The following is a 25,073-nucleotide window of genomic DNA, read 5'->3' on the forward strand; positions in this document are numbered from 1 at the left end:
ACAGCGCTTTGATCGCGGCGCGAATTATCGCTAATGTGACAAACGTACCGCAGTCGAAAGCATCCAAGCGTTTATGCGTAGGTCCCGTTCGTTCTTTCAGGCCACCGCCATCGTCGGTGCGCTGGCGCTGGTTCCCGTTGCCACCGGCGCGATGGCGCAGGCCGATGCCGGCAGTTTCCGCGAACTCGACAACTTCATGGACGTGTATAATCGCGTGAAGGCGAGCTACGTCGACAAGGTCGACGACAAGACGCTGATGGAAGGCGCGATGCGCGGCATGCTGGCCGCGCTCGACCCGCATTCGAGCTATCTGGATGCGAAGGATTTCGAGAATCTGCGCATCGCCACCACCGGCAATTATTCGGGCCTTGGCCTGTCGGTCACGCTGGAGGACGGCGCGGTCAAGGTCATTACGCCCACCGAGGATACGCCGGCGGCGCGCGCCGGGATCAAGTCGGGCGATTACATCACCCATGTCGATGGCAAGCTGATCGTCGGCGGCACGCTGGATGAGGCGGTCGCGCAGATGCGCGGACCCACGGGGTCGAAGGTATCGCTGACCATCGTCCGTCCCGGTCGCGACAAGCCGATCGAGCTGACGCTGGTGCGCAGCACGATCGTGCAGAAGCCGGTGAAGTGGGAGGTCAAGGACGGCATCGGCGTCATCAACATCAACACCTTCAGCGAGACGACCGGCGCCGATACCCGCGCCGCGATCGCCGGGATCGACAAGGCGCTGGGCCACAAGCCCAAGGGCTATATCATCGACCTGCGCGACAATGGCGGCGGGCTGCTGACCCAGGCGATCGAGGTGTCCGACACCTTCCTGGCGCGCGGCGAGATCGTGTCGCAGCGCGGGCGCGACAAGGCGGATACCGAACGCTATTTCGCCGAGGAAATGGTGCCGGGCGACCTGGCGCAGGGGCTGCCGATCATCGTGCTGACCAATCCGGGCACGGCATCGGCGTCGGAAATCGTCGCCGGCGCGTTGCAGGACCATCACCGCGCGATCGTGATGGGCGAGCGCAGCTTCGGCAAGGGATCGGTCCAGTCGATCTTCGACCTGTCGAAGAACACCGCCGTCCGCCTGACCACCGCGCGCTACCATACGCCATCGGGCCGGTCGGTGCAGGAAGGCGGCATCGACCCCGACCTGAAGGTGCCGCAGATTTCCGACCCGGATTACAAGGACCGGCCGGTGTATCGCGAGGCCGATCTGCGCCGCCACCTCGTCAACGAGGCCGGGGTCGACGACAAGACGCTGACCGAGGATACCAAGGACGATCCGCGCTTCGCCGAAAGCGCCGAATCGCTCAAGAAGCGCGGTATCGAGGATTTTCAGCTCTATTATGCGCTCCAGACCATGGGTCGCGTCGGCCCCACCACGCGCATGGCAGCGGCGCCGGCGCCCAGGCCGGCGAAGCGCTGAGCGGATGCGGGCCAACGACCTGCCGCTCGCGCGCTGGATCGCGCTGCTGCTGCCGCTCACGCTGATCGCCGGCGCGCTGGCGTCGCAATATCTCGGCGGGCTGTACCCGTGCGAGATGTGCCATTGGCAGCGCTGGCCGCATTATGCCGCGATCGGCCTTGCCGCGCTGTCGTTCGTGGTGCCGCGCACGTCGGGCAAGCGGGCGCTGGTGATCCTGGCCGGGATCGCGATCCTCGTCAGCGGCGCGATCGGCGTGTTCCATGCCGGGGTCGAATATCATTGGTGGCAGGGGATCACCGCCTGCGCCAACACGCTCGGCGCGACCGGGGGGGATTTACTGGCGGCGATCGTGCGGCAACCGGTCGTACGCTGCGACGTGCCGCAATGGACGTTGTTCGGCATTTCGCTGGCCGGATTCAACGCGATCCTTTCGATCACTGGTGCGTTGGCGGTACTGATCCTCGCGACACGGAGGCGGACATGACCAAGTGGCGACCCGGCGACCGCAGGCCCGGCGGGCTGGAATCGATGATCCGCGTCGATCAGGCGGGCGAATATGGCGCAACCCGCATCTATGCCGGGCAGCTGGCGGTGATGGGCGACCGCAGCCCCATGTCGGCGGCGATCCAGGGCATGGCGTTGCAGGAGGCGGAACACCGCGCCTATTTCGACGCGCTGATCGCCGAGCGCGGCGTGCGACCGACGCTGATCCAGCCCTTCTGGGACGTGGCGGGCTTTGCGCTGGGCGCGGTGACGGCGGCGATCGGGCCGGAGGCGGCAATGGCCTGCACCGCGGCGGTCGAGACCGAAATCGACAAACATTATGAGGATCAGCTCGCCGAACTGGGCGACGATCATCCCGAGTTGAGCGAGGCGATCGCCCGGTTCCAGGCCGAGGAACTGGAGCACAAGGAAGCGGCGCTGGCGCATGGTGCCGAACGCGCGCCGGCCTATCCCGTGCTGTCGGCGGCGATCCGCGCGGGATGCCGCGTCGCCATCGAAGTTTCGAAACGTATTTGACCGACCGGGCGTTATCCGGACAGGAGGAAATGATGACCCGCATGCTTCTGGCCGGTGCCGCCGCGATCGCCGCCTTCACCCTGCCCGCCGCCCCTGCCGCCGCACAGGTGCAGAACGGGACGCTGGTCATTTACGGCAATGACAAATGCCCGACCAATGCCGATGGCGAGGAAATCGTGGTCTGCGTCCGCCGCAGCGAGCGCGAGCGCTTCCGCATCCCGAAGGAACTGCGCGACGCCGAACCGACGCGCGACGGCGAAAGCTGGGCGACGCGGGTCGAAGACAATCTGAACGCCGGCTCGTTCGGCACCGGCAGCTGCTCGACGGCGGGCGTCGGCGGGCAGACCGGGTGCTTCGTGCAGCGGGCCAATGCGGCGCGGGCGGAACGGCGGGCGCGGGCGAAGGCGGAGTCGAGCATTCCGCTGCCGTAAGGGATTGTCGGTCGGTCCCGGTGGCCTTGGCGTTACCGTCCTTGGCATCCGTCACCCCGGGCTTGACCCGGGGTCCCGCTTCTTATTTTACGACGGTCGGTAGAAAGCGTCACCCCGGATCAAGTCCGGGGTGACGCATTAGCTCAGTTGTCCGCCGCGGTCAGGCCGTGGGCGCCCTCACCCGCCCAGCACGTGCATCCACATCGGACGGCCGAGCACGCTGGCCGAGCTTTCCAGCTTTTCCAGCGCCTGCGCGATGCAGCGTTCCGGGCCTTCATGGGTGACGATCGCGACCAGCACGCTGCCATCGGCGTTCGCGCCGCGCTGCATCAGGCTTTCGATCGATACGCCCGCGTCGCGCATCGCGGCGGCGATCTCGGCCAGCACGCCGACCTTGTCCGCGACATGCAGCCGGACATAAGCGCGCCCGCGCCGCTCGCTCGCCTGTTCGGGCGCGGCGGCGGTGAGCGACGCTGCGGGCATCGCATAGGGCGGGCCGAATTCGCCGCGGGCGATGTCGATCAGGTCGGCGACCACCGCGCTGGCGGTCGGGCCGTCCCCGGCCCCGCGGCCCTGGAAGAACAGGCGGCCGACGAAATTGCCCTCCGCGACCACCGCGTTGAGCGAGCCGGTGACATGCGCCAGCGGATGGTCGAGCGGGACCAGATGCGGATGCACCCGCTGGAACAGCCCGTGCGGCCCGGCCTCGCCCACCCCGACCAGCCGGATGCGATAGCCCAAGGCCGCCGCCTCGGCGATGTCGGCGGCCAGCACGTGGCGGATGCCGGTCACCGCCACCGCATCGAATGCCGGGCGGGTGCCAAACGCGATGCTGGCGAGGATTGAGAGCTTGTGCGCGGCATCGACGCCGTCGATGTCGAAGCTGGGATCGGCTTCGGCAAAGCCCAGTGCCTGCGCCTCGGCCAGCACCTCGGCGAAATCGCGGCCTTCGCTTTCCATCTTCGACAGGATGAAGTTGCAGGTGCCGTTGAGGATGCCGAAGACCTGCGAAATCTCGTTCGCCGCCGCCCCTTCGCGCAGGCCCTTGATGACCGGCACGCCGCCCGCGACCGCCGCCTCGAACTTCAGCGCCACGCCCTTGGCCTCGGCGACTTCGGCCAGTTCGAGACCGTGATGCGCGATCATCGCCTTGTTGGCGGTGACGAAGCTCTTGCCCGCCGACAGCGACGTGCGCGCCAGCGTCAGTGCCGGGCCGTCCGATCCGCCGATCAGCTCGACCACGACATCGGCATCGCCGGCATGGACCAGAGCGGCGGTGTCATCGACCCATTGATAGCGCGACAGGTCGACGCCCCGGTCGCGCGAACGGTCGCGGGCCGACACGGCGACGACCTCGATCGGGCGACCGGCACGCCTAGCGATCAGCTCGCCATTGGTCTCGATCAGCCGAATGACCCCCGCGCCCACGGTTCCGAGACCGGCGATGGCGATGCGGAGCGGTTGGGTCATATATTCCTCTTGTTGCACACGTAACAAAATTGCGGCCGGAGCATCGCTCCGGCCGGTTTCATGTCTCTAGAGGGTGTGGCGCGGGAGGGGAAGGGTGTTGGCATACCCCGCTGTTCCCGTTGGCAACGCGTTCTCGACGGACGCTTCTCGACTTCGCTCGAAGCTGCTCGAACCAAACGGTTTCTACAAACTACTTCTTGATAAGACCGATCTCGACCAGTCGCTGGTAGAGATAGTCGTGCGCGGTGATCGGGGTTTCGTAGCGGTTGGGACGCTCCTCGCTGACGCAGCCGGGCAGCGTCTCGATCAGGAAATCGGGCGCGGGGTGGAGGAAGAACGGCATCGAATAGCGCGAATGGCCGCGGCGTTCGGGTGCCGGGTTGACGACGCGGTGGGTGGTGGAGGGCAGGACATGGTTGGTCAGCCGCTGCAGCATGTCGCCGACATTCACCACCATCGCGCCGGGCGGCGGGGCGACCGGCAGCCAGCGGCCGTCGCGGTCGAGCAGTTCGAGGCCGGCTTCCTCCGCGCCCAGCAGCAGGGTGATAAGGTTGATATCCTCATGCGCGCCGGCGCGGACTTCGGGGGCGTCGGCGGGAACCGGCGGATAATGGAGCAGGCGCAGGACCGAATTGCCGTCCTTCACCGCGCGGTCGAACCAGTTCGGCTCCAGCCCCAGATAACGCGCGATCGCCGAGAGCAGCCGGTCGCCAGCCGCATCGAGCGCCGCGAACAGGTCGAGGAACGCCTCACGAAACCCCTCCGGCCGGTCGGGCCAGACATTGGCGGGCATGACGTCGCCATAGCGGTGGCCGGCGGCCAGTTCGCGGCCGACATGCCAGAATTCCTTGAGGTCGACATGGGTCGCGCCCTTGGCGATTTCGGTCTTGAACGGGGTATAACCGCGCGCGCCGCCGCCGCCCTCGACAAAATAGCGGCGCTTTTCCGCCTCGGGCAGGTCGAAGAACGCCTTGGTCATCGCCCAAGCGCGATCGATCACGCCCTGATCGACGCCATGGTCGGACACCATCGCAAAACCGAAGCGTTGGAACGACCCGCCGAAGTCGCGGGCGAAACCGTCGGGGTCCTGCTCCGCCTGCGCCATCGAAATCAGCGGAACCTGCGAAAGCGGCGTGTCAGCCATGAGTCTCAACATCCTGAACAATACGGGTATGCGCATGAAGATAGACGTAGGCGAGCGGCAGGAACAGGGTCATCCTGTGCGTGACCCGGCGGGCGACATGGGCCATGGAGGCTCCGTTATGTCGCAGACCATCGAATCCCCCGCCGAAACGCGCACGCCCCCGCCCTCCGCCGACCGTTCGCCGCTCCCGTTCGGCGAGTTCGTGACGCTGATCGCGGCGCTGATGGCGCTGACGGCGCTGGGCATCGATTCGATGCTGCCCGCGCTCCCCGCAATCGGCGAGACGCTGGACGTCGCCGAGCCCAATATGCGGCAGTTCGTCATTACCGCCTTCCTGATCGGCTTTTCGGTCGCGCAGCTGGCCTATGGGCCGCTCGCCGATCGCTATGGCCGGCGGCCGGTGCTGATCGTCGGGCTGGTCGCCAGCGCGATCACCAATCTGGTCGCGGCGATTTCGGGCAGCTTCATGCTGCTGCTGATCGCCCGGCTGGCATCGGGTGCCGCCGTGGCGGCGGGACGGGTGGTGACCATCGCGCTGGTGCGCGACTGTTATTCGGGGCGGGCGATGGCACGGGTGATGAGCCTGGCGTTCATCTTCTTCATGGCCGCCCCCGTGCTGGCACCGTCGTTCGGCGAACTGGTGCTGGTCTTCGCGTCGTGGCGCTGGATCTTTGGCGGGATCGCGATCGTCACCGCGATCATCCTCGCCTGGTTCGTGCTGCGCATGCCCGAGACGCTGCCGGAATCGGAGCGCCAGCCGCTCCAGCCCAGCCGCATCCTCGCCGGCTATCGCATCGTGCTGCGCGATCGCTATGCGGTGGGCTACACCATCGCCGCCGCATTGCTGTCGGGCGGGCTGTTCGGGTTCGTCGGGTCGATCCAGCAGATCATGGAGGTGACGTTCGAGCGGCCGAAGCTGCTGACGGTCGTCTTCGCCTGCGTCGCCAGCACGATGGCGGCGGGATCGTTCTTCAATTCGCGGATCGTGATGCGCTTCGGCACCCGGCTGATCTCGCACGCGGCGCTGCTCGGGCTGGTCGCGGTGGCGGGCGTGCACCTGGCGGTGACGCTGGCGGGTGTCGAATCGCTGGTCAACTTCATCGTGCTGCAGGCGATGATGATGGCGTGCTTCGGCCTCGCCACCTCCAATTTCTCGGCGATGGCGATGGAGAATATGGGGTCGATCGCCGGGACCGCGTCGTCGTTGCAGGGATTCGTGTCGATGCTGGGCGGCGCGGTGCTCGGCGCGATCATCGGCCAATCGTTCGACGGGACGACGGTGCCGCTGTACGGCGGGTTCCTCGGCCTCGGCCTGCTTGCTCTGCTCGTCGTGTTTCGCACCGAACATGGCCGGCTGTTCCGGCGTGGGTAGTGGCCGATCCAGCGAAGCTGGATCAGGGCGGTGCCGGCCCACTCCCCCACCCGGCCACTCACAGCGTATCCTTAATGGGTGGCCGGGTGGGGGAGTGGGCCGGCACCGTTTCCACGTCAGTGGATCGAACTTTAGGAACCCGCCCGGCGGCATGCGGGTTTCCCCAGCCTGACTGGATAGGAGACGCGCCATGGGCGGGCATCAGGTGAATGGACAGGGCACCGGCGACGACGGCTATGACGAGGACGGCTATGACGAAAGCCAGCGCGCCGAAATCCTCGAGGCGACGCGCGACGGGCCGAGCGACGGCACTATCCTGACCGACCTCGAACCCGATCTGGGCATGTCCGACGACGAGGACGAGGACGAACTCGACATGGTCGACGACGAACTCGCCGAGGAGGACGAGGATGTGACGATCACCGGACAGGGCGACCAGTCCGAGGACGAGTTGCAGGAAGATTTCGACGACGACAATCTCGCCGAGGACGACGACCTCGACGATGCCGATCGCGACGCGATCGAGCCATGAGGATCGCGGGCGGAGCCGTGCTGGCGTTGCTGCTGGCAGGATGCGGGGGCGGCGGTTCGGCAGACAATGCCGCGGTCGTCAACCAGACGGCCGAAGCCGATCTGGTGGCGGCGCCGCCCGAGCCCGCCGCCGGAGCGCCGACGCCGGTGACGCCCGCGACCACCATGCCGGCCGGCGAGGGTATCCCCGGCGTGTCCGCGCCGCCCCCCGCGCCTGCCCCCGCCCCCAGCGGGACCATGGCCGAGCCCGGCGCGGATGCGGCGGTGCAGGTGCTGCGCGACTATTTCGCCGCGATCGGCGAGCGCCGCTATGGCGATGCGTGGCGGCTATGGGGCAATGGCGGACAGGCATCGGGCATGTCGCAGGCGGCCTTTGCCCAGTCCTTCGCCAAATATGCCGACTATCGCGCGGTCGTCGGCGCGCCCGGACGGATCGATGCCGGGGCAGGACAGCGCTATATCCCGATTCCGGTGCGGGTGACGGGCAAATTGCGCGACGGAACCCCGGTGGCGATGACCGGGCCGGTCACGTTGCACCGGAGCGGCGATATCGATGGCGCGACCGCCGAACAACGGGCATGGCGGATTTCGGACAGCGGCCTGAAGCCCCGTCCCGCAACGGAGCCGATCGTCCCGCAATGACCGCCCCCCGCTTTACCCGTTCGATCACCGCCGGCCCCGACGATATCGACGAACTGGGCCATGTGAACAACGCGGTCTGGGTCCGCTGGATTCAGGATGTGGCGGTCGAACATTGGATGGCGGTCGCGACGCCCGAACAGCAGGCCGCCTATGTCTGGGTCATCACCCGGCACGAGATCGATTATCGCGGTAATGTCGCCGCCGGGGAAACGGTGACCGCCGAGACCTGGGTCGGCGAGGCGCCGCGCGGGGCACGGTTCGACCGCCTGATGCGCTTCACCGGCGCGGACGGGCGGGTAAAGGTCGATGCGCGGACGACCTGGGCGGTGCTCGACCGGCAGAGCGGGCGGCTGGTGCGGGTGCCGGCGGATGTTGCCGAGCGGTTTCTGGGGTAACCGCCCGACCACCCTTCGTCACTCCCGCGAAGGCGGAAGTCCATACACGCTGCCGTCGCGGCTGGTTCGCAAGCGGAGGCGTCAATGGATTCCCGCCTTCGCGGGAGTGACGAAGAAGGGGCGCACCGCGCCCTTTACCGCAGCAGGAAACGCACCGACACGGTTGCCCGCAGGTCCTGCTCCCCCGCCGCCAGCGGGGTGGAGTCGGCCATCTTCACCATCCGCGCCTGTGCCATGACCGGCATCGGCATCGGCGGCTGGTCGCCGCCATTCTCGACGATCGACACGATCCGGTCGACGCGCATCCCCGCCGCCTTGGCATAGAGTTCGGCGCGGGCGCGGGCGCGGCGGATCGCGTCGGTGCGCGCCTCGTCCAGCGCGGCATCGGCGGCATCGACCGAGAGGTTCGGCCCGTCGATCTGGTTCGCGCCCTGCGCCACCAGCGCGTCGAGGATCGAGCCGCTCTTCGCCACGTCACGGAAGCGGACCGAGACGCTGTTGCTCGCCTGATAACCGGTGATCGCCGGCGGCTGATTCTCGGCATAGCGATATTGCGGCTGGAGCTGGATCTGCGCGGTCTGGATATCGCGGTCGGCGACGCCCGCCTTGCGCAGCGCCGCGACGACCCGGGTCATGCGTTGCGCATTGTCGGACAGCGCGGCGGCGGCGGTCGGCGACTGGCTGACGACGCCGGCGCGAATCGTCGCGATATCGGGGACGCGAGTCGCCTTTCCTTCGGCCACCACGTCCAGCAGCGTCGCATCGGTCAGGACCGGCGCGACGGCGGGCGCGACCTGTTGCGCGGCGGCGGGCAGCGCGCCGCCGATGGCGGCCAGGATCAGGGCGGAACGGAGCATCGGCACATCCTCTTTCGAAATCAATTTGCAACGGCACGGCGGTCGTTACGGGACCGCGCCAAAACGCACGCTGAACGCAATCGATGCGAGGCTTGTCGTTCTTATCGAAAAACGCGATGTGTATGCTTGAGAAAGGTGCTGTATTAAGATAATACAGCTCGGCCGGGGCTGGGGGCCCTCAATGGGATGGGGTGGATGAATTACGAATCGACGTCGATCGCGGGGGACCGCCAGATGCTGACCGGCCCGGACGGCACCAAGCGATCGCGCCACCGCGCGGTCATCGTCGGGATCGTCGTCATCCTGCTGGTCGCCATCGGCGCCTTCTGGGCATTCGGTCGCAAGGGCGGCGATGCCCCGGCAGCCAAGGCGCCGCCCGCCGGTGCCGCCGCTGGCGCATTGCCCAAGGTAACCGTTGTCGTACCCGGCCGCGACACCGTGACCCGTACCGTCACCGGCACCGGTTCGCTGGCCGCCCGGCGCGAGATGCCGGTCGGCGTCGTCGGCGAAGGCGGGCTCGTCACGCAGGTCCTGGTGGAACCGGGCAGCTGGGTCGGCGCCGGACAGGTGCTGGCCACGGTCGACCGGTCGGTGCAGGCGCAGACCGCCGAGTCGCTGGCCGCGCAGGTCCGCGTCGCCCGCGCCGACGCGCAGATCGCGCAGACCGAACTCGACCGGTCGAAGCAGCTGGTCGAGCGCGGCTTCGTGTCGCAGGCCGATATCGACCGCAAGACCGCGACCCGCGACGCCGCCAATGCGCGCGTGAGCGTCGCGCAGGCGCAGCTGGCCGAGACGCAGGCGCGCAACCGCCGGCTCGACATCCGCGCGCCCGCCGCCGGCCTCGTCCTGACCCGCGCGGTCGAGCCGGGGCAGGTGATCGGCGGGGGCAGCGGCGTGCTGTTCCGCATCGCGATGGGCGGGCAGATGGAAATGCGCGCGCAGCTGTCCGAAGCCGATCTGGCGACGGTGCGCGCGGGCGTGCCGGCGGAGGTCGTGCCGGTCGGCGACACCCGCGTGTTCAAGGGGCAGGTGTGGCAGGTCTCGCCGATCATCGACCCGCAGACGCGGCAGGGCATCGCCCGCATCGCGCTGAACTACGACCCGGCGCTGCGGCCCGGCGGCTTTGCCAGCGCCCGGATCGGTGCCGGCGCGTCGACCGCGCCACTGCTGCCCGAATCGGCGGTGCTGAGCGACGACAAGGGCAGCTATGTCTATGTCATCGATGCGCAGGACAAGGCGGTGCGCCGCGACGTGAAGGTCGCCGAGGTATCGGACGAAGGCGCGCTGATCGCGTCGGGCCTGATGGGCGACGAGCGCGTGGTCGCCAGCGCAGGCGCCTTCCTCAATCCGGGTCAGCAGGTGGTGCCGGTCCGCGCCGCCGCCACCCCCGCCCGCAAGGAATAGCGCCATGGGTTTCCGCAACATATCGGCATGGTCGATCCGCAACCCGGTGCCGCCGCTGGTGCTGTTCCTCGCGCTGACGATCGCGGGGATCGTCAGCTTCATGCGGATGGACGTGAACCAGGACCCGGACATCGAATTCCCGGTCGCGATCGTCGTCATCAGCCAGCCAGGCGCCGCCCCGACCGAGCTCGAGACTCAGGTGACGCAGCGGGTCGAGGCCGCGGTGCGCGCCCTGCAGGGCATCGACCAGATCGAATCGACCGTGACCGAAGGGTCGTCGACCACCGTCATCCAGCTCGACATCGGCACGCCGATCGACCGCGCGGTCAACGACGTGCGCGAGGCGGTGAACCAGATTCGCAGCCAGCTGCCCGACGGCATCCTCGAACCGCAAATCTATCGCGCCAATACGACCGATTCGGATATCGCGTCGTGGACCGCGATCGCCGACGACATGACGCCCGAACAGCTCAGCTGGTATGTCGACAATACGGTGGCCAAGGAATTGCTGTCGATCGACGGCATGGCGACCGTCGAACGGGTCGGCGGCGTCGACCGTGAAATCCGCGTCACGCTCGACCCCGCGCGGTTGCAGGCGCAGGGGCTGACCGCATCCCAGGTCAACCAGGCGCTGCGGCAGGTCAATCTGAACGCGGCAGGCGGTCAGGCGGAAATCGCCGGGTCGCAGCAATCGGTCCGCGTGCTGGGCAATGCCTCGACCGCCTATGCGCTGTCGCAGACGCAGATCCCGGTCGCCGGCGGACGGTCGATCCGCCTCGCGGACATCGCCGATGTCCGCGACGCCTATGCCGAGCCCAAGAGCCGCGCCGAATATAATGGCCGTCCGGTGCTGGCGTTCGACATCAAGCGTGCCAAGGGCGCGTCCGACGTCACCGTCTTCCACGAAGCGGAAAAGAAGCTCGCCGAGCTGCAGAAGCGCAACCCGCAGGTCCGCTTCGCCCTGCTGTCCAATTCGGTCGAGTTCACCGAAACCCAATATCATTCGGCGATGACTGCGATGTACGAGGGCGCGCTGCTCGCGATCGTCGTCGTGTTCATCTTCCTGCGCGACTGGCGCGCGACCTTCATCTCGGCACTGGCCATCCCGTTGTCGGCGATCCCCGCCTTCTGGTTCATGGACATGCTGGGCTTCACGCTCAACCAGATGACGCTGCTGGCGCTCAGTCTGGTCGCGGGCGTGCTGGTCGACGATGCGATCGTGGAGATCGAGAATATCGTCCGGCACATGCGGATGGGCAAATCCGCCTATCAGGCATCGATCGATGCGGCGGACGAGATCGGCATCGCCGTGCTGGCGACCACGATGGCGATCGTCGCGGTCTTCCTGCCGGTCGGCCTGATGCCGGGTATTTCGGGCCAGTTCTTCAAGAATTTCGGCCTGACCGTCGTCGCGTCGGTGTTGATGAGCCTTGCCGTCGCGCGGCTCATCACCCCGATGATCGCCGCCTATTTCCTGAAGGCCCACGGCACCGCCAGCCATGGCGAAGGCTGGCTGATGGACCGCTATATGGGCGTGCTGCGCTGGACGCTGCGCCATCGCTGGTCGACGGTCGTCGCCGCCATCGCCGCGCTGGCGCTGACCGTCGTCATGTTCATGGTCCTGCCCCAGACGTTCCAGCCGCCGCAGGATCGCGAGCGGGTGACCGCGACGGTCGAAATGGTCCCCGGCACCACGCTGGAACAGACCGCCGCCGTCGTGAAGCGGGTCGAACGGCTGCTCGCGTCGCAGCCGATGGTGAAGTCGGTCTATTCGTCGAGCTATGCCGGCAATGGCCGCGTCACCGCCGAGCTGATCGACAAACCCAGCTTCGGCGAGCGCGTCCGCCACAGGTTTGGCCTGCTGGACGACGAGGAATTTGCCGCCAAGCGAACGGTCAAGAGCACCGAGTTCGAACGCGGCCTCGCGCCCCAATTGGCGGCGATCCCCGATGCGCGCGTGTCGTTCCGGTCGCAGTTCGGCTGGGGCGGCTCCAGCCGCGACCTGTCGATTACGCTGGGCGGTGACGATCCGGCGAAGCTGAACGAAACCGCGAACAAGCTGGTCAAGGAGATGGAGAAGCTGCCGATGATCGTGGCGCCGCGCGTGTCGGGCGATCTGAAGCGTCCGGAAATCATCATCCGCCCGCGCAGCGACCTCGCCGCCAGCCTCGGCGTCACCACCGCCGCGCTGTCGGGTGCGATCCGCATCGCGACGCTGGGCGATATCGACCAGAACAGCGCGCGCTTCTCCTTGAGCGACCGGCAGATTCCGATCCGGGTCGCGCTGTCGCGCGATGCCCGCTCGCGGCTGTCGACGATCCAGAACCTGCCGTTGCCGACCGCCAATGGCGGATCGGTCCCGCTGTCGGTCGTCGCCGATATCGGCTTCGGCGCCGGCCCGACCAAGATCGACCGCATCAACCAGCAGCGGCGCCTGGTCGTCGGTGCCGACCTGGCCCCCGGTGTCGTGTCGGGTGTCGCGATGAAGGCGATCCATCAGCTGCCGACGATGCAGAACCTTCCGCTGGGCGTCACCGAACTGACCGTCGGTCAGGCGAAGTGGCAGGGCGAGATGATCCAGAACTTCATCGTCGCGGTGATTTCGGGCATCTTCCTCGTCTTCGCGGTGCTGGTGCTGCTCTACAAGCGGGTCATGCCGCCCTTCGTGAACATGGGGTCGCTGTTCCTGGCGCCGCTGGGCGGCCTGCTGGCGCTGTGGGTGACGGGCAACCCGATCTCGATGCCGGTCTATATCGGGCTGCTGATGCTGCTCGGCATCGTCGCCAAGAACTCGATCCTGCTGATCGACTTCGCGCTGGAGGAGATGGAGAAGGGCGTCGAGAAGGAGGTCGCGATCCTCGATGCCGGGCACAAGCGGGCGCAGCCGATCGTGATGACCACGGTCGCGATGGTCGCCGGCATGGTGCCGACCGCACTGGCGCTTTCGGGCGATTCGTCCTTCCGCGGGCCGATGGGGATCACCGTGATCGGCGGCCTGACGCTGTCGACGCTGCTGACGCTGCTGATCGTGCCGGGCGCGTTCAGCCTGGCGGTCGGCCTCGAACGCTGGATCGGCCCGCGCCTGTCGCGGCGCCTGCTGACCTATCGTCCGGGCGATGCCGATGGCCTGGCGATCGACCACAAGCCCGGTGCGCCGCTGCCGCCGGGTGATGGGCCGAAGTCGCTGCCGGCGGCGGAGTAAGTCGGCTTTCCCCCGTTCGGCCAGACCGGACGGGGATGGAACCCGCCCGGCCCCAAGCGTCACCCCAGCGCAGGCTGGGGTCTCCCGGTGACAGCACGCAGCAAGAGCCGCAGGAGACCCCAGCCTTCGCTGGGGTGACGTATTTGAGTGGGGGCGGCGTACCGCTCCTATTGAACTTTCCGGCCATCCGGCGATTGTTTCGGGGATGGCATCCCCTCTCACCCGCGCCGGCGATGCGGTTCCCGTTCCGCTCCGCCGGATGCGGCGGCTGGCCACGTTCATGCTGGTGGCGATGGCCGCGCTGTTCCTGCTGTCGCGGCGGATGGAAGGCGTCCATCCCGCCTGGGGCTTCGTGCAGTCCTTTGCCGAAGCGGCGATGGTCGGTGGCCTTGCCGACTGGTTCGCGGTCACCGCGCTGTTCCGCCATCCGCTCGGCCTGCCGATCCCGCATACCGCGATCATCCCGCGCAACAAGGACCGGATCGGCGATACGCTGGCCGCGTTCCTGCGCGACAATTTCCTGACGGCGCGGGTCGTTGCGCGGCGGATGCACCGGGTGGATGCGGCGGGGGCGGCGGGCAAGTGGCTGGCCGATCCGGCAGCGCGCAGCGGGCGGCTGCGCCATGGCGCGTCGCGGCTGGCGGTCAATGTCCTCGAAGGGCTCGACCCCGACCAGTTCGGGACGATGGTGCGCGGTGCGCTGGCCAACCGGCTGCGCGCGATGCAGGTGTCGCCCGCACTCGGCCGCACGCTGGAGGCGGCGATCGCCGACGACCGGCACCTGCCGCTGGTCGATGCGATCATCCGCTGGACGTCCAAGACGTTGGACGCGAACGAGGAACTGGTCCGCGCGATGATCCAGAAGCGCGCCGGGGCGGTGCTGCGCTGGACCGGCCTCGACGAGACGCTGGCGACGTCGGTGGTGCGCGGCCTGCACAAGATGCTGGCTGAAGTCGCCGAGGACCCGGCTCACCCACTGCGCGCGAAGGCGAATGAGGGCCTCGCGCTGCTGGCGCACGACCTGCAACATTCGCCGGAGATGCAGGCGAAGGTCGAGCGGTTGAAGAACGACCTGATCGACAATCCCGCGCTCGCCGGATGGTGGATGGGGGTGTGGGAAAAGATTCGCGGCGGCATGCTGCGCGCCGCGCGCGATCCCGACCGCGCGCTCGCCGGGCCGATCGGTGAGGCGATGCGCCAGCTCGGCCGGACGCTCCAGTCCGATCCGGTGCTGAAAGCCAAGGTCAACCGCTTCGCCCGCCGTGCGGTGGTCGGCGCGGTCGCCGATTATGGCGACGGCATCGTCCGGCTGGTGTCGGACACGGTACGCGGCTGGGATGCGCAGACGATCACCGGCCGGCTGGAAAACGCGGTCGGTCGCGACCTGCAATATATCCGCATCAACGGCACGCTGGTCGGCGGCATGGTCGGGCTGGCGATCCATGTGGTTGATGTTTGGTTGTAAGAGCGGGGGTGCTTACACATACCGTCACCCCGGGCTTGACCCGGGGTCCCGCTTCTTCCCGCGGCTAGAAGAAGAAGCGGGACCCCGGATCAAGTCCGGGGTGACGATTGGGTTGGGGCAGTGCCGCAAACACGATCGTTACGCCCCCGCGGCTTGAGCGCCACACGCGCTGCGCTATAGGCATGCCATGGTTCGCCTTTCGTTCGCCGGCCACGCCTTTGCCGCCCTCCCGGCCGGTGCCCTGTACTGGCCGGCGCGGCGCGCGTTGCTGCTGGCCGACCTGCATTTCGAAAAGGCCAGCTGGTTCGCGCAGTTCGGGCAGATGCTGCCGCCCTATGACACCCTTGAAACGCTGGCCGGGATCGAGGCGGTGGTCTCCCGGACGCAGCCGGCGGAAATCTGGTGCCTGGGCGACAGTTTCCACGATATCGGCGGGTGCGACCGGCTGTCGGAAGAGGCGCAGGCCCGGTTGCGTGCGCTGACCGGCGGGGTCGACTGGACGTGGATCACCGGCAACCATGACCGGATCGTCGCCGACCATTGCGGCGGGCGGTTGGTCGACGAGGCAGTGGTCGACGGCGTGGTGCTACGCCACGAAGCCGATCCGGCCGAGCCACGTCCCGAATTGTCCGGCCATTTCCATCCCAAGCTGCGGGTGAAGCTGCGCGGGCGCGGCGTATCGCGGCGCTGTTTCGTCGCGACCGCCAGCAAGCTGATCCTGCCGGCGTTCGGATCGTTGACCGGCGGGCTGGACGCGCATCATCCGGAGATCGTGCGCGCGGTCGGGACCGGCGCAGAGGCGCTGATCGCGCTGGAGGACCGGCTGCTGCGCTTTCCGATCGCGGCGTGAATCCTGCTTTTCACGTCACCCCGGGCTTGACGCGGGGTCCCGCTTTTTATCTGCCGCGCGAAAAATAAGAAGCGGGACCCCCGATCAAGTCCGGGGTGACGATGGGGGGAGGTAGCGCGCTGTGCCCGACCGTCTTACAGCCCCGAAGCGAAACTCAGTTCGAGTTCCTTGGCGTTCGCCGGCACGTCCAGCGCGGCGCTGTTGAAGCTCAGGCTCCCGCTCGGCCCGATGACCCGCGTCTGCGGCTTGATCGTCCAGCTATAGACGTCGCGGTTCTGGCTGTCCTTCAACACTGCGCGAATGTCGGGAATGCGCTGGCGGCTGCCGGTTTCGTTGATGATCCGCCCCGACACCGCGAACAGTTCGTTGCCGCTCGACAGCAGGCGGCGTTCGGGCGTGTTGATCGCGAATTTCAGCGCGTCGCTGGCGCTCGACGCGATCGGCAGGCCGAGCTGTTCGGCGATGCCGGGCGTTCCGGTGTAGAGGATGCCGCCACAGGCCGCGAGCATCGCGACGCCGGCGGCGACCGCGATGGCGGTGCGGCGGCGCGCCGGGTTGCGGCGCGGCACGAACGGGGCCTGATGGGCGAAGGCGTTGATCGGTTCGCCCCGCTCGGCGCGTTCGGCCTCCGGATCGACATAGCAGCGCGGTTCGGTGCTGCGCGCGCGCAGCGGCGCGGGACGCGGCGCTTCGGCATAGGGCGCGTCGGGCGTCGCCGCCGGCGCCACCGGCGGCGCGCTGCGCGGACGGGGGGCGTCGGCAGCCGCATCGGCCATCGCCGGCTGGGCCACGCGCGCCGGCTCGCTAGGCGGGGTGACCGCGGCGGTGGTGCCGAGGTCAAGCATCGCGGGCGGCTGGAACCAGCTATGCCGGCAACCGGCGCAACGCACGGTGCGCCCGGCCGGTCCGATCGCGGAATCGGCGACCAGATAGCGCATATGGCATTGCGTACATTCGAGGATCATCGTCCCCTGCCCCCTGCATGGGCCGCGCCGGGCCGCCAACCTGCGGAGCCAACTGGGCGCGACTATAATCCGAGCGCCGAATCTACGGCGGGTTGGCGGTCCATGGCAAGGCGCGATTGCGTGATGCTTGAGACAATCGCGACCTTGTGCGATGGGCGGAAGACCGGTGGAAGCAAGGGCGCCCGTGGCCAGCATCGTTCAGTTCGAAAATGTCGGCCTTCGCTATGGTCAGGGGCCGGAAACGCTGAGCGATGTCAGCTTCACGCTCAGTGCCGGGACGTTCCATTTCCTGGTCGGCGCATCGGGCGCGGGCAAGACGTCGCTGCTGCGCCTGCTCTATCTGTCGCAGCGGCCCAGTCGGGGCGTCATCCGCCTGTTCGGCGAGGATATGGTGACCTCGCCGCGCGGTCGCCTGCCAGGGTTTCGCCGCCGCATCGGCGTGGTGTTCCAGGATTTCCGGCTGGTGCCGCACCTCTCGGCACGCGACAATATCGCGCTGCCGCTGCGGGTTGCGGGTATGCCGGAGGAGGACATTGCCGAGCCGGTGGGGGAGATGCTGGCCTGGGTGGGCTTAAGCGATCGCGCCGATGCGCGTCCGCCGACGCTGTCGGGCGGGGAGCAGCAGCGCGTCGCCATCGCCCGCGCGGTCATCAACCGGCCCGAAATCCTCGTCGCCGACGAACCGACCGGCAATGTCGATCCCGACATGGCCGAACGGTTGCTGAAGCTGTTCGCCTCGCTTAACCGGCTGGGCACAACGGTTGTCATGGCGACGCACGACCACCATTTGCTCGACCGCGTACCGGATGCCCGGCTGATGCAGCTCGATCGCGGGCGGCTGGTCGATCCCTTTGTCGCAGGCGCGGCATGACCGCACGCTCGGCCGCACAGCCGCTGCTCGACGACCGGCAGGGGCGCCGCGCGATGGTGTGGATCATGGCGATCATGATCTTCCTGACGACGCTGAGCGCCGCGCTCGGCCTATCGACGCGCAATGCCGGGGGGGCGCTCGACCGCCAGCTGGCCGCGCGACTGACGGTGCAGGTGATCGAAGGCGACGCCGCCCGGCGCGATGCCGAGGTCGTCCGGCTGCTGGCGCGGCTCAAGGCCTCGGCCGACGTCGCCCGCGCGGCGGAGGTCGACCGTGCCCGCCTCGCCGAATTGCTGCGACCCTGGCTGGGCGAGGCGGGGCTGGACGCCGACCTGCCGATGCCGGCGATGATCGACGTCGACCTGCGCAGCGGCGACGACGCGGCGGTCGCGCGGGTCGAGGCGCTGGCCAAGGGCGTCGGCGCAGGCATCCGGGTGGACCGCCATGCGACGTGGCTCGCCCCGGTGCGCAGCTTCGTTGGCGCGATCGGGCTAACCGCGTTCGGACTGGTGCTGGTGATGGCCAGCGCAACCGCCGCCGTCGTGCTGCTCGTGGCACGCGCAGGGCTTGATACGCATCGCGGAACGATCGACATCCTGCATATGCTGGGTTCGACCGACCTTCAGATCGCACGCCTGTTCCAGCGCCGCATCGGGCAGGATACGCTGACCGGTGGGCTGATCGGCGCGCTGGCGGGCGCGCTGGTGATCGTGGCGCTCGGCGAACGCATGGCGACGCTCGAATCGCAGCTGGCCGACGGCGTGACGCTGGCGGGTGCCGACTGGGCGCTGATCGCCGCCCTGCCCTTCGCCTTTACCGGCCTTGCGATGCTGGCGGCGCGGATCGCGGTGCTGCGGCGACTGGCGCGGGTGCTGTGATGGGGCGCATCTTCGCGGTCGTCCTGCTGCTCTATGCGCTGGGCTTTGCTCTGTTCTCGGTCACGCTGCCGACGCCGCTCACCGATGCGCGCCGCACCGATGGCGTGGTGGTGCCGACCGGCGGCCCCGGTCGCATCGAGCGCGGCCTTGCCGTGATCGAGCGGGGCGAGGCGAGGCGGATGCTGGTCACCGGCGTCGATCCCGATGTGCGCCCCGACGAACTTGCCGCCGCGAACGGTGCGCCGCGCCGGCTGTTCCGCTGCTGCGTCGATCTGGGCCATGAGGCGGTCGACACCCGGTCGAACGCCGACGAGACCGCCGACTGGGTCCGGCGCAACCGCTATCGCTCGATCCGCCTCGTCACCTCCAACTGGCATATGGCCCGGGCAGCCATGGAGCTGCGCCATGCGCTCGGCAACTCGGTCGAGATCGTGCGCGATCCGGTCACCGCCAATCCCGGCTTCGCGCTGCTGTTCGGCGAGTACAACAAATATCTGGTGCGGGGATTGGTGATGCGGCTGGGGATCGATTTGTGATCGCGTGGGTCCGCACCTGGCTGTTCCGCATCCTGTTCTATGGCGCGTCGGTGCCGATCGTACTGACCGCGCCGATCTCCGCCGCGATCGGCCGCGACGCGATGCACGGCCACGCCCATGTCTGGATCCGCGTCCACCGCTTCCTCGCCCGCTGGATATTGGGCGTTCGGGTGCGGGTGGAGGGGGAGCGCCCGCGCGGCACCTATCTGTTCGCGGTCAAACACCAGGCGATGTTCGAGACGCTGGAGATGGCCGAATTGATCGATGGTCCGCTGATCGTGATGAAGCGTGAGCTGATCGACATGCCCTTCTGGGGCAAGACGGCCAAGGCCTATGGCGCGATCGGTGTCGACCGGGACGCATCGTCCAAGGCGCTGCGCCAGATGCTGAAGGAAGCCGCCGTGGCGCGGGCGGAGAACCGCTCGGTGCTGATCTTTCCCGAAGGCACGCGGGTGGCGGTCGGCGAAGCCCCGCCGCTGCGATCGGGCTTCGCCGGGCTGTACAAGGCGCTGAATATGCCCGTGGTCCCGGTCGCGCTCGACAGCGGGCATTGCATGCCGCGCAAGGGGCCGAGCCGGCCGGGGGTGATTACCATCAGCTTCCTCGATCCCATCCCGGCCGGTCTGCCGCGCGAGGAGATCGAGGCGCGGGTCCATGCCGCGATCAATGCGCTGGAGCCGGCGGCGGGCGGTGTCGCGGCGGGGTGACAAGTTTCCGGTGGGAAGCGGACGTTCGCCTGTTCAGCGCCAGATCGCGAGAAAGACTTGAATGTGCCGTTGGCGTCCGTCCTCGGTGGGTGTCGGCCATGGCCGCGCCGGCAGCCCAATCGCAACCCTGTCCGGAAGGACGCCTCTATTCTTCAAGTGGTCAAACACTACAGATGCCCGCCGCCTTTGCAAATCAGGCGGCCCGTCATCGGAAGGATAGCTTTCGATCATCATTACACCACCGCAGTGCTTTGCTTCCGATCGAACCGTGGCAAGCACCTCTCTATGCCATTCCGTAAGCTGTGCCGAGCCGCGCTCGAAAGTGAGCACGAAGGGACCCGCGAAGCAGTGATCGTAAGGCGGGGGAGCGCCGGCTTGAGCGGACGCGAAATTCGCGACACACCCGGCCATCGTCGCCATCGCAATGCAAAGTGCGGGCATCATCTTCATGGCGGCTAGTCTAGTGGATGCCGGTGCGTCCGCAACCAGGCGTCAGCAGACGCACTAGCGGGGAGAGCCATGCAACGATGATCCATACCGCCCGCTCACCCCGCTGCCTTCCTGACCGCCCGATACGCGTGCAACAACGGCTCGGTATAGCCATTGGGCTGCTCCAGCCCCTCGAACACCAGCGCCCGCGCCGCCTGTAGCGCGATGCCGCTCGCCAGCGGCCGATACGCCGGGTCGTCGGCATTCTGCGAATCGACCTTGACCGCCATCCGTTCGAACGCGGCATCGACGTCGGCGGTCGTGCAGACCCCGTGCAGCAGCCAGTTGGCGACATGCTGCGACGAAATGCGCAGCGTCGCGCGGTCCTCCATCAGGCCGACGTCATGGATGTCGGGCACCTTCGAACAGCCGATCCCCTGATCGATCCAGCGCACGACATAGCCGAGAATGCCCTGGACGTTGTTGTCCAACTCCCGCGCCACCTCCGCCGCGTCCCAGTTGCGCCGCCCGGCCAACGGCAGCGTCAGCAGCCGGTCGAGCGACGCCACCGGCTCGCCGGCCCTTGCCGCCTGCCGCGCCGCGACGTCGATGGCGTGATAATGCAGCGCATGCAGCGTCGCCGCGGTCGGCGACGGGACCCAGGCGGTGCTTGCCCCGCTCATCGGATGCGCGATCTTCTGGCTAAGCATGTCACCCATCCGGTCGGGCGCGGCCCACATGCCCTTGCCGATCTGCGCCCGCCCGCCGAGACCACAGGCAAGGCCGATCTGGACGTTGCGATCCTCGTACGCCACGATCCAGTCCGCGCCCTTCATCTCGCCCTTGGGAATCATCGCCCCGGCATGCATCGCGCTGTGCAGTTCGTCGCCGGTGCGGTCGAGGAAGCCGGTGTTGATGAACACGATCCGGTGCCGCACCGCATGGATGCAGGCGGCCAGATTGGCGGAGGTCCGCCGCTCCTCGTCCATCACCCCGACCTTGATCGTGTACCGCGGCAGGATCAGCAGGTCCTCGACCGCATCGAACAGCCGGTCGGTAAAGGCGACCTCCTCCGGGCCATGCTGCTTGGGCTTGACGATATAGATCGATCCGGCGCGGCTGTTGGCGCGCGGGCCGTTCAGGTCGTGCAACGCGATCAGGCTGGTGACGATCGCGTCGAGCATGCCTTCGGGCGCATCGCTGCCGTCCGGCAGGCGGACGGCGGGCGTCGTCATCAGATGCCCGACATTGCGCACGAACAGCAGCGAGCGCCCCGGCAGCACCAGTTCGCCATCCTCGGGCGTGACATAGCGGCGATCCTCCGCCAGCGCCCGCGTCACCTCGCGCCCGCCCTTGGCGAAGCGCGCGGTCAGCGTCCCCTGCATCAGCCCCAGCCAGTTGGCGTACGCCGCGACCTTGTCCTCGGCATCGACCGCCGCGACCGAATCCTCCAGATCGCAGATGGTGGTCAGCGCGGATTCGAGCAGGATGTCGGCCAGCCCGGCGGGATCGCCGGCGCCGATCGGGTGGGCGCGGTCGATCACCAGTTCGATGTGCAGCCCATGGTGACGCAGCAGCCAATTGTCGCCCGCCCGCCCGACCAGCTGCGAAGCGTCGGCAAGCTCGGGCGTACCACCGTCCCAGTGGCGCCAGCTGCCGTTCGCCAACGGAACTGCCTCGTCGAGAAACGCCCTGGCCCGCTCGATCACCGCCGCCCCGCGCGCCGCGTCATAGCCGCCCGCCGCCGGCGCGCCGGGAAGCGCATCGGTGCCGTACAGCGCGTCGTACAGGCTGCTCCAACGCGCATTGGCCGCGTTCAGCAGGAAGCGCGCATTCAGGATCGGCACGACCAGCTGCGGCCCGGCCAAAGTCGCGATCTCCGGGTCGACATTGTCGGGATGCACCGTGAACGGCGCCGGCTGCTCGACCAGATAGCCGATATCGCGCAGGAACGCCGACTGCTCGGCCGGATCGATCGCCTGCCCCTGCCGTTCGACGAACCAGGCATCCAGCTGCGCCTGCAACCGGTCGCGCTGGGCCAGCAGCTCGCGATTCTCCGGTGCGAACCGGGCGAAGATCGCGGCGGTCCCTTCCCAGAAGGAGTCCGCCGGAATGCCGGTGCCGGGCAGCGCATCGCGTTCGAGGAAGGCGGCCAGTTCGACCGCGACCCACAATCCTGCGCGTTCGACGAAGGTTTCCGGCATAGCATTGTCTCCTATTCGTCATCCCGGCGCAGGCCGGGATCCATGGTCACGAAGCGCCGCGAAGGGGCCGCCACGTCCCGAATCCATGGATTCCGGCCTTCGCCGGAATGACGATATGGCAGGAACCATACGCCCTCGTCTTTCCCGCCGGAACCACCCATAATCGCAGCACAGCCATTCCGCCGAGGAACGAATGCCGCTCGATCCCGACCACGAACTGTTCGCCGCGATCCTCGACACCGGCAGCATCGCTGCCGCCGCGCGGGTGCTGAACATCTCGCCCGCGATGGTGTCGAAGCGGCTGGCCCGGTTCGAGGCACGGCTCGGCGCCCGGCTGATCGAACGGACCACGCGGCGGCTGCACCCGACCCCGGTCGGGGCGCAACTGCATGCCGACCTGGCGCCGATCCTGTCGGCACTGGCGGCAGCCGAAGCGCGGGTGACCGGGGCCGCCGCCGCCCCCGCCGGCCCCTTGCGCATTGCCGCGCCGACCTCGTTCGCGCGGCTGCATGTCGCGCCGCATCTGGGCGACTTCCTGCGCGATCATCCGGCGGTGCAGCTCGAACTGTCGCTGTCCGACAGTTATGTCGATCTGGCGGCCGAGCGGATCGATTGCGCGATCCGCATCACGGCCGATCCGCCCGCCGGCCATGTCGCGCGGCGGCTGGCCGATAATCGCCGCATCGTCTGCGCCAGCCCGGCCTATCTGACCGAGCATGGCGTACCCACCCACCCCCGGGAACTGGCCGGCCACCGGCTGCTCGCCGCCGAGGGCCAGTTGCCGTGGGCGCTGCTGCGCCCCGGCGGTCGGGCGCAGGTGACCGGCCGCAGCCATGTCCGCACCAATTCCAGCGAGATCGTTCGCGAACTGGCGCTGGCCGGGGTCGGCATCGCGCTGCGTTCGCTATGGGATGTCGGGCCGGCGCTGGCCGAGGGGCGGCTGGTGCGCGTGCTGCCGGCATGGGAGGGGCCCCGCGACCTCGCCATCCACGCCGTTCATGGCGAAGACCCACGCCCGGCGGTGACCGCCTTCATCGACCACCTCGCCGCACGCTGGTCGCCGCCGCCATGGGAGACGCTTGACTCGACTGATCCATAGGAACAGATTGGTATCAATTGATACGAATTGGAGAGGATGCAGCCGTGGACCACATGGACGTCAACCCGATGGGCCTCGACGGGTTCGAATTCTGCGAATTCACCGCCCCCGATCTCGACCGCATGGCTGGGCAGCTGGAACAGTTCGGCTTCGTCGCCGCCTCGAAGCACCGCACGCGCGACGTGGTCCGCTACAAGCAGGGCCGCATCAACCTGCTGCTGAACCGCATTCCGGACGGCCATGCTGCGGAATTTGCTGCGCAGCACGGCCCATCGGCGTCGGGGATGGCGTTCCGGGTGGCGGATGCGAAGGCGGCGTTCGACGCAGCGGTCGCGCGCGGTGCCAAACCGGCCGACGCGTCGCGCGGCGTACTGGGCGAAGGCTATGCGCTGGAGGGGATCGGCGGGTCGATGCTATATCTGGTCGACCAGCATGGCGATGCGGGTTCGCTGTACGACGATTGGGAAGCGGTGCCGGGCGCGGCGGAAGCGGAGGCCGAGAACAATGTCGGCCTCGACCTGCTCGACCATCTGACCCACAATGTGAAGCGCGGGCAGATGCGGACCTGGTCGACCTTCTACAACCAGATTTTCGGGTTCGAAGAGCAGAAATATTTTGACATCAAGGGCAAGGCGACCGGCCTGTTCAGCCAGGCGATGATCGCCCCGGACAAGGCGATCCGCATCCCGCTGAACGAAAGCCAGGACGACAAGAGCCAGATCGAGGAATTCATCCGCGACTATAATGGCGAAGGCATCCAGCACCTCGCCTTCACTACCGAGGATATCTTCGAAACCGTCGAAAAACTGCGCGCGCGCGGCGTGAAGCTGCAGGATACGATCGAGACCTATTACGAACTGGTCGACAAGCGCGTGCCGGGCCATGGCGAGGACCTCGAACGCCTGAAGCGCAACCGCATCCTGATCGACGGCAATGTCGGCGACGAAGGGCTGTTGTTGCAAATCTTCACCGAGCCGATGTTCGGGCCGATCTTCTTCGAGATCATCCAGCGCAAGGGGAATGAGGGCTTCGGCAACGGTAATTTCCAGGCGTTGTACGAGAGCATCGAGCTGGATCAGATTCGGCGCGGGGTGATTACGGTCGACGCCTAAGCGTCGAGCGAATGCCGGGGCGAAGGCCCCGGCCCCGCGCCCGGCCAGCGCGACGGAGCC

Annotated in this window: 24 protein-coding genes; 18 read left to right on the top strand and 6 right to left on the bottom strand. The window is 67.9% G+C overall.

What is annotated here, in order from left to right; translation table 11 throughout:
* Positions 1–73 precede the first annotated feature (73 nt).
* Genes AVT10_RS12925 through AVT10_RS12940 form a run of 4 tightly spaced genes read left to right on the top strand, consistent with a single transcriptional unit; the run spans position 74 to position 2,880 of the window.
* Complete coding sequence (locus tag AVT10_RS12925) at positions 74–1,429, top strand: S41 family peptidase (RefSeq protein ID WP_066692111.1); 1,356 nt, start codon at positions 74–76, stop codon at positions 1,427–1,429.
* A 4-nt stretch (positions 1,430–1,433) separates the two neighbouring features.
* Positions 1,434–1,913 carry a disulfide bond formation protein B gene (locus AVT10_RS12930; protein WP_066692112.1) on the top strand — a complete coding sequence of 160 codons (480 nt, stop codon included), beginning with the start codon at positions 1,434–1,436 and terminating at the stop codon, positions 1,911–1,913.
* On the top strand, positions 1,910–2,449 hold the full coding sequence (locus AVT10_RS12935) for a demethoxyubiquinone hydroxylase family protein (protein ID WP_066692114.1): 540 nt from the start codon (positions 1,910–1,912) through the stop codon (positions 2,447–2,449). Before AVT10_RS12930 ends, AVT10_RS12935 begins: the two co-directional genes overlap by 4 nt.
* Before the next feature lie 32 nt (positions 2,450–2,481).
* Positions 2,482–2,880: a hypothetical protein gene (locus tag AVT10_RS12940; RefSeq protein WP_084401722.1), complete on the top strand. Its 399-nt coding sequence runs from the start codon at positions 2,482–2,484 to the stop codon at positions 2,878–2,880.
* Between the two features lie 177 nt (positions 2,881–3,057).
* Here AVT10_RS12940 and AVT10_RS12945 read toward each other — a convergent pair whose 3' ends face one another.
* Positions 3,058–4,350 (bottom strand): homoserine dehydrogenase, encoded by a 1,293-nt coding sequence (locus tag AVT10_RS12945; RefSeq protein WP_066692124.1) that lies wholly within the window; start codon positions 4,348–4,350, stop codon positions 3,058–3,060.
* A gap of 190 nt (positions 4,351–4,540) precedes the next feature.
* Positions 4,541–5,494: an isopenicillin N synthase family dioxygenase gene (locus tag AVT10_RS12950; protein ID WP_066692127.1), complete on the bottom strand. Its 954-nt coding sequence runs from the start codon at positions 5,492–5,494 to the stop codon at positions 4,541–4,543.
* 118 nt (positions 5,495–5,612) lie between these two features.
* On the opposite strand from AVT10_RS12950, the gene AVT10_RS12955 reads away from it, so the two are divergent.
* The 4 genes from AVT10_RS12955 (at position 5,613) to AVT10_RS12970 (ending at position 8,434) form a co-directional block, all read left to right on the top strand.
* Positions 5,613–6,866, top strand: a complete 1,254-nt coding sequence (locus tag AVT10_RS12955; RefSeq protein ID WP_084401697.1) for a multidrug effflux MFS transporter — start codon at positions 5,613–5,615, stop codon at positions 6,864–6,866.
* 190 nt (positions 6,867–7,056) lie between these two features.
* Complete coding sequence (locus AVT10_RS12960; RefSeq protein ID WP_066692129.1) at positions 7,057–7,398, top strand: DNA primase; 342 nt, start codon at positions 7,057–7,059, stop codon at positions 7,396–7,398.
* Positions 7,395–8,039: a hypothetical protein gene (locus AVT10_RS12965; RefSeq protein ID WP_066692131.1), complete on the top strand. Its 645-nt coding sequence runs from the start codon at positions 7,395–7,397 to the stop codon at positions 8,037–8,039. Before AVT10_RS12960 ends, AVT10_RS12965 begins: the two co-directional genes overlap by 4 nt.
* Positions 8,036–8,434 (top strand): acyl-CoA thioesterase, encoded by a 399-nt coding sequence (locus AVT10_RS12970; protein WP_066692133.1) that lies wholly within the window; start codon positions 8,036–8,038, stop codon positions 8,432–8,434. The genes AVT10_RS12965 and AVT10_RS12970 overlap by 4 nt, the downstream gene beginning before the upstream one ends.
* A gap of 134 nt (positions 8,435–8,568) precedes the next feature.
* Here AVT10_RS12970 and AVT10_RS12975 read toward each other — a convergent pair whose 3' ends face one another.
* Positions 8,569–9,291 carry an SIMPL domain-containing protein gene (locus AVT10_RS12975; protein ID WP_066692140.1) on the bottom strand — a complete coding sequence of 241 codons (723 nt, stop codon included), beginning with the start codon at positions 9,289–9,291 and terminating at the stop codon, positions 8,569–8,571.
* Between the two features lie 195 nt (positions 9,292–9,486).
* On the opposite strand from AVT10_RS12975, the gene AVT10_RS12980 reads away from it, so the two are divergent.
* The 4 genes from AVT10_RS12980 to pdeM all read left to right on the top strand — a co-directional run bounded on the left by AVT10_RS12980 (position 9,487) and on the right by pdeM (position 16,212).
* A complete protein-coding gene (locus AVT10_RS12980) occupies positions 9,487–10,695 on the top strand; it encodes an efflux RND transporter periplasmic adaptor subunit (RefSeq protein ID WP_066692142.1) in 1,209 nt (402 codons plus the stop codon).
* Between the two features lie 4 nt (positions 10,696–10,699).
* On the top strand, positions 10,700–13,897 hold the full coding sequence (locus tag AVT10_RS12985; RefSeq protein WP_066692144.1) for an efflux RND transporter permease subunit: 3,198 nt from the start codon (positions 10,700–10,702) through the stop codon (positions 13,895–13,897).
* Positions 13,898–14,102: 205 nt separating this feature from the next.
* Positions 14,103–15,362, top strand: a complete 1,260-nt coding sequence (locus tag AVT10_RS12990; protein WP_066692146.1) for a DUF445 domain-containing protein — start codon at positions 14,103–14,105, stop codon at positions 15,360–15,362.
* Positions 15,363–15,549: 187 nt separating this feature from the next.
* A complete protein-coding gene (gene pdeM, locus AVT10_RS12995; RefSeq protein WP_066692148.1) occupies positions 15,550–16,212 on the top strand; it encodes a ligase-associated DNA damage response endonuclease PdeM in 663 nt (220 codons plus the stop codon).
* Positions 16,213–16,346: 134 nt separating this feature from the next.
* Here the strand turns inward: pdeM and AVT10_RS13000 are convergent, their stop codons facing one another.
* A complete protein-coding gene (locus tag AVT10_RS13000; RefSeq protein WP_066692151.1) occupies positions 16,347–17,177 on the bottom strand; it encodes a zinc-ribbon domain-containing protein in 831 nt (276 codons plus the stop codon).
* 184 nt (positions 17,178–17,361) lie between these two features.
* Here AVT10_RS13000 and ftsE point away from each other — a divergent pair, with 184 nt between their 5' ends.
* From ftsE to AVT10_RS13020, 4 genes are read left to right on the top strand one after another with little or no spacing between them, the layout of a single operon-like run.
* Positions 17,362–18,048 carry a cell division ATP-binding protein FtsE gene (gene ftsE / locus AVT10_RS13005; RefSeq protein ID WP_066692153.1) on the top strand — a complete coding sequence of 229 codons (687 nt, stop codon included), beginning with the start codon at positions 17,362–17,364 and terminating at the stop codon, positions 18,046–18,048.
* Positions 18,045–18,926 (top strand): cell division protein FtsX, encoded by an 882-nt coding sequence (locus AVT10_RS13010; RefSeq protein WP_066692156.1) that lies wholly within the window; start codon positions 18,045–18,047, stop codon positions 18,924–18,926. Before ftsE ends, AVT10_RS13010 begins: the two co-directional genes overlap by 4 nt.
* The gene (locus AVT10_RS13015) at positions 18,923–19,462 is read left to right on the top strand and encodes a YdcF family protein (RefSeq protein ID WP_066692158.1); all 540 of its coding nucleotides are present in this window, start codon (positions 18,923–18,925) and stop codon (positions 19,460–19,462) included. The genes AVT10_RS13010 and AVT10_RS13015 overlap by 4 nt, the downstream gene beginning before the upstream one ends.
* A complete protein-coding gene (locus tag AVT10_RS13020) occupies positions 19,459–20,169 on the top strand; it encodes a lysophospholipid acyltransferase family protein (RefSeq protein WP_066692161.1) in 711 nt (236 codons plus the stop codon). The genes AVT10_RS13015 and AVT10_RS13020 overlap by 4 nt, the downstream gene beginning before the upstream one ends.
* 33 nt (positions 20,170–20,202) lie before the next feature.
* Here AVT10_RS13020 and AVT10_RS18300 read toward each other — a convergent pair whose 3' ends face one another.
* Complete coding sequence (locus AVT10_RS18300; RefSeq protein WP_126013553.1) at positions 20,203–20,619, bottom strand: hypothetical protein; 417 nt, start codon at positions 20,617–20,619, stop codon at positions 20,203–20,205.
* Between the two features lie 95 nt (positions 20,620–20,714).
* Complete coding sequence (locus tag AVT10_RS13025; RefSeq protein ID WP_066692167.1) at positions 20,715–22,802, bottom strand: malate synthase G; 2,088 nt, start codon at positions 22,800–22,802, stop codon at positions 20,715–20,717.
* Between the two features lie 193 nt (positions 22,803–22,995).
* On the opposite strand from AVT10_RS13025, the gene AVT10_RS13030 reads away from it, so the two are divergent.
* Together AVT10_RS13030 and hppD are read left to right on the top strand one after the other, a co-directional pair.
* The gene (locus AVT10_RS13030; RefSeq protein WP_066692169.1) at positions 22,996–23,901 is read left to right on the top strand and encodes a LysR family transcriptional regulator; all 906 of its coding nucleotides are present in this window, start codon (positions 22,996–22,998) and stop codon (positions 23,899–23,901) included.
* A 53-nt stretch (positions 23,902–23,954) separates the two neighbouring features.
* On the top strand, positions 23,955–25,013 hold the full coding sequence (gene hppD, locus AVT10_RS13035) for a 4-hydroxyphenylpyruvate dioxygenase (RefSeq protein ID WP_066692172.1): 1,059 nt from the start codon (positions 23,955–23,957) through the stop codon (positions 25,011–25,013).
* The last annotated feature ends 60 nt before the right edge of the window (positions 25,014–25,073 follow it).

The organism is Sphingomonas hankookensis, from assembly GCF_001619955.1.
Classification (GTDB): Bacteria; Pseudomonadota; Alphaproteobacteria; order Sphingomonadales; family Sphingomonadaceae; genus Sphingomonas; species Sphingomonas hankookensis_A.